Source organism: Fructobacillus sp. EFB-N1 (assembly GCF_001038455.1).
GTDB lineage: Bacteria > Bacillota > Bacilli > Lactobacillales > Lactobacillaceae > Fructobacillus > Fructobacillus cardui.
Window position 1 is genome coordinate 1 of record NZ_LDUY01000057.1, and the last position, 901, is coordinate 901.

The window sequence follows — 901 nt, forward strand, 5'->3', positions numbered from 1 at the left end:
GAAGCAGAGTATCAGAAAATTGTTGATATTGCTGACCAAGAACTGAATAAAACGGGCTTGATTGCATTAATTAAGTTGCAACGAATTTATGAACGAGTCCAAGAATCAGCATCCTCAAAAGAACATAACCATTTCAGGGACATGAATCAAGAACTTGCGTTAATTGCACTTCCTAAATCTAGAGACTGGGCGCATGAACAATTTGTCGAGAAAGAGAAGAATTACATTTGGAAGTATAAAAAGACTGATGAAGATGGTGATACTTGGTATCTTGAGAAAGATAGTGGGCTAATTGTACCAGGCCTTCCTTCAAAAACATTTGATTCGTTCACGGAAAAAGAAGTCATTGAAGCTGGTTATAACCCAGACATGTACGACAAGAAAGAGGTGGAATGATGAGACTATCTGATCGTATTGGAAATAATGAATGGTGCCAGTCTTGTTTGAAACGAAGAGTTAATAAAGGTTATAGTCAATGTCTTTTCTGCCAACGAAAAATAGCAAAAGAATCTATTGACTACTACAAAGTAGGATACGGAGATGGATATGTAGCGGCACAAATCGAAATGCTTACATTAGGCACAAATAGAGCTGATTTGATAGATGATCAACGGCAACTTAAAGTTCCAAAAAAATCAAAAATTGACTATTACTTTGGATTCAAAGAAGGCCAGAATAAATATCAAGATGATTACAGTATGGATGCAGCGTTTGGATTTGATTTATAAAGGAAATGATTATTTATGAGAGAGATTAAGTTTAGGGCGTGGGATAAATACGCTAAAGAAATTGTTTTTGCTAAAACGATTGACTTTGGTACAAACGGTGCAGAGTGCATTGTTGATTCTGATGAAATTCATGGCGAAGTTGGTAGCGAATGGGATTTGGAACAATACACAGG

General features: G+C 36.2%; 2 protein-coding genes. Both read left to right on the top strand.

Annotated features, from left to right (window positions below; all coding sequences use genetic code 11):
- Positions 1–396: hypothetical protein (locus FEFB_RS08850; protein WP_047975732.1), on the top strand; the 396-nt coding region annotated here is incomplete at its 5' end.
- Positions 393–728 carry a hypothetical protein gene (locus tag FEFB_RS08045; protein WP_152666263.1) on the top strand — a complete coding sequence of 112 codons (336 nt, stop codon included), beginning with the start codon at positions 393–395 and terminating at the stop codon, positions 726–728. The genes FEFB_RS08850 and FEFB_RS08045, both read left to right, overlap by 4 nt.
- Positions 729–901: the final 173 nt, after the last annotated feature.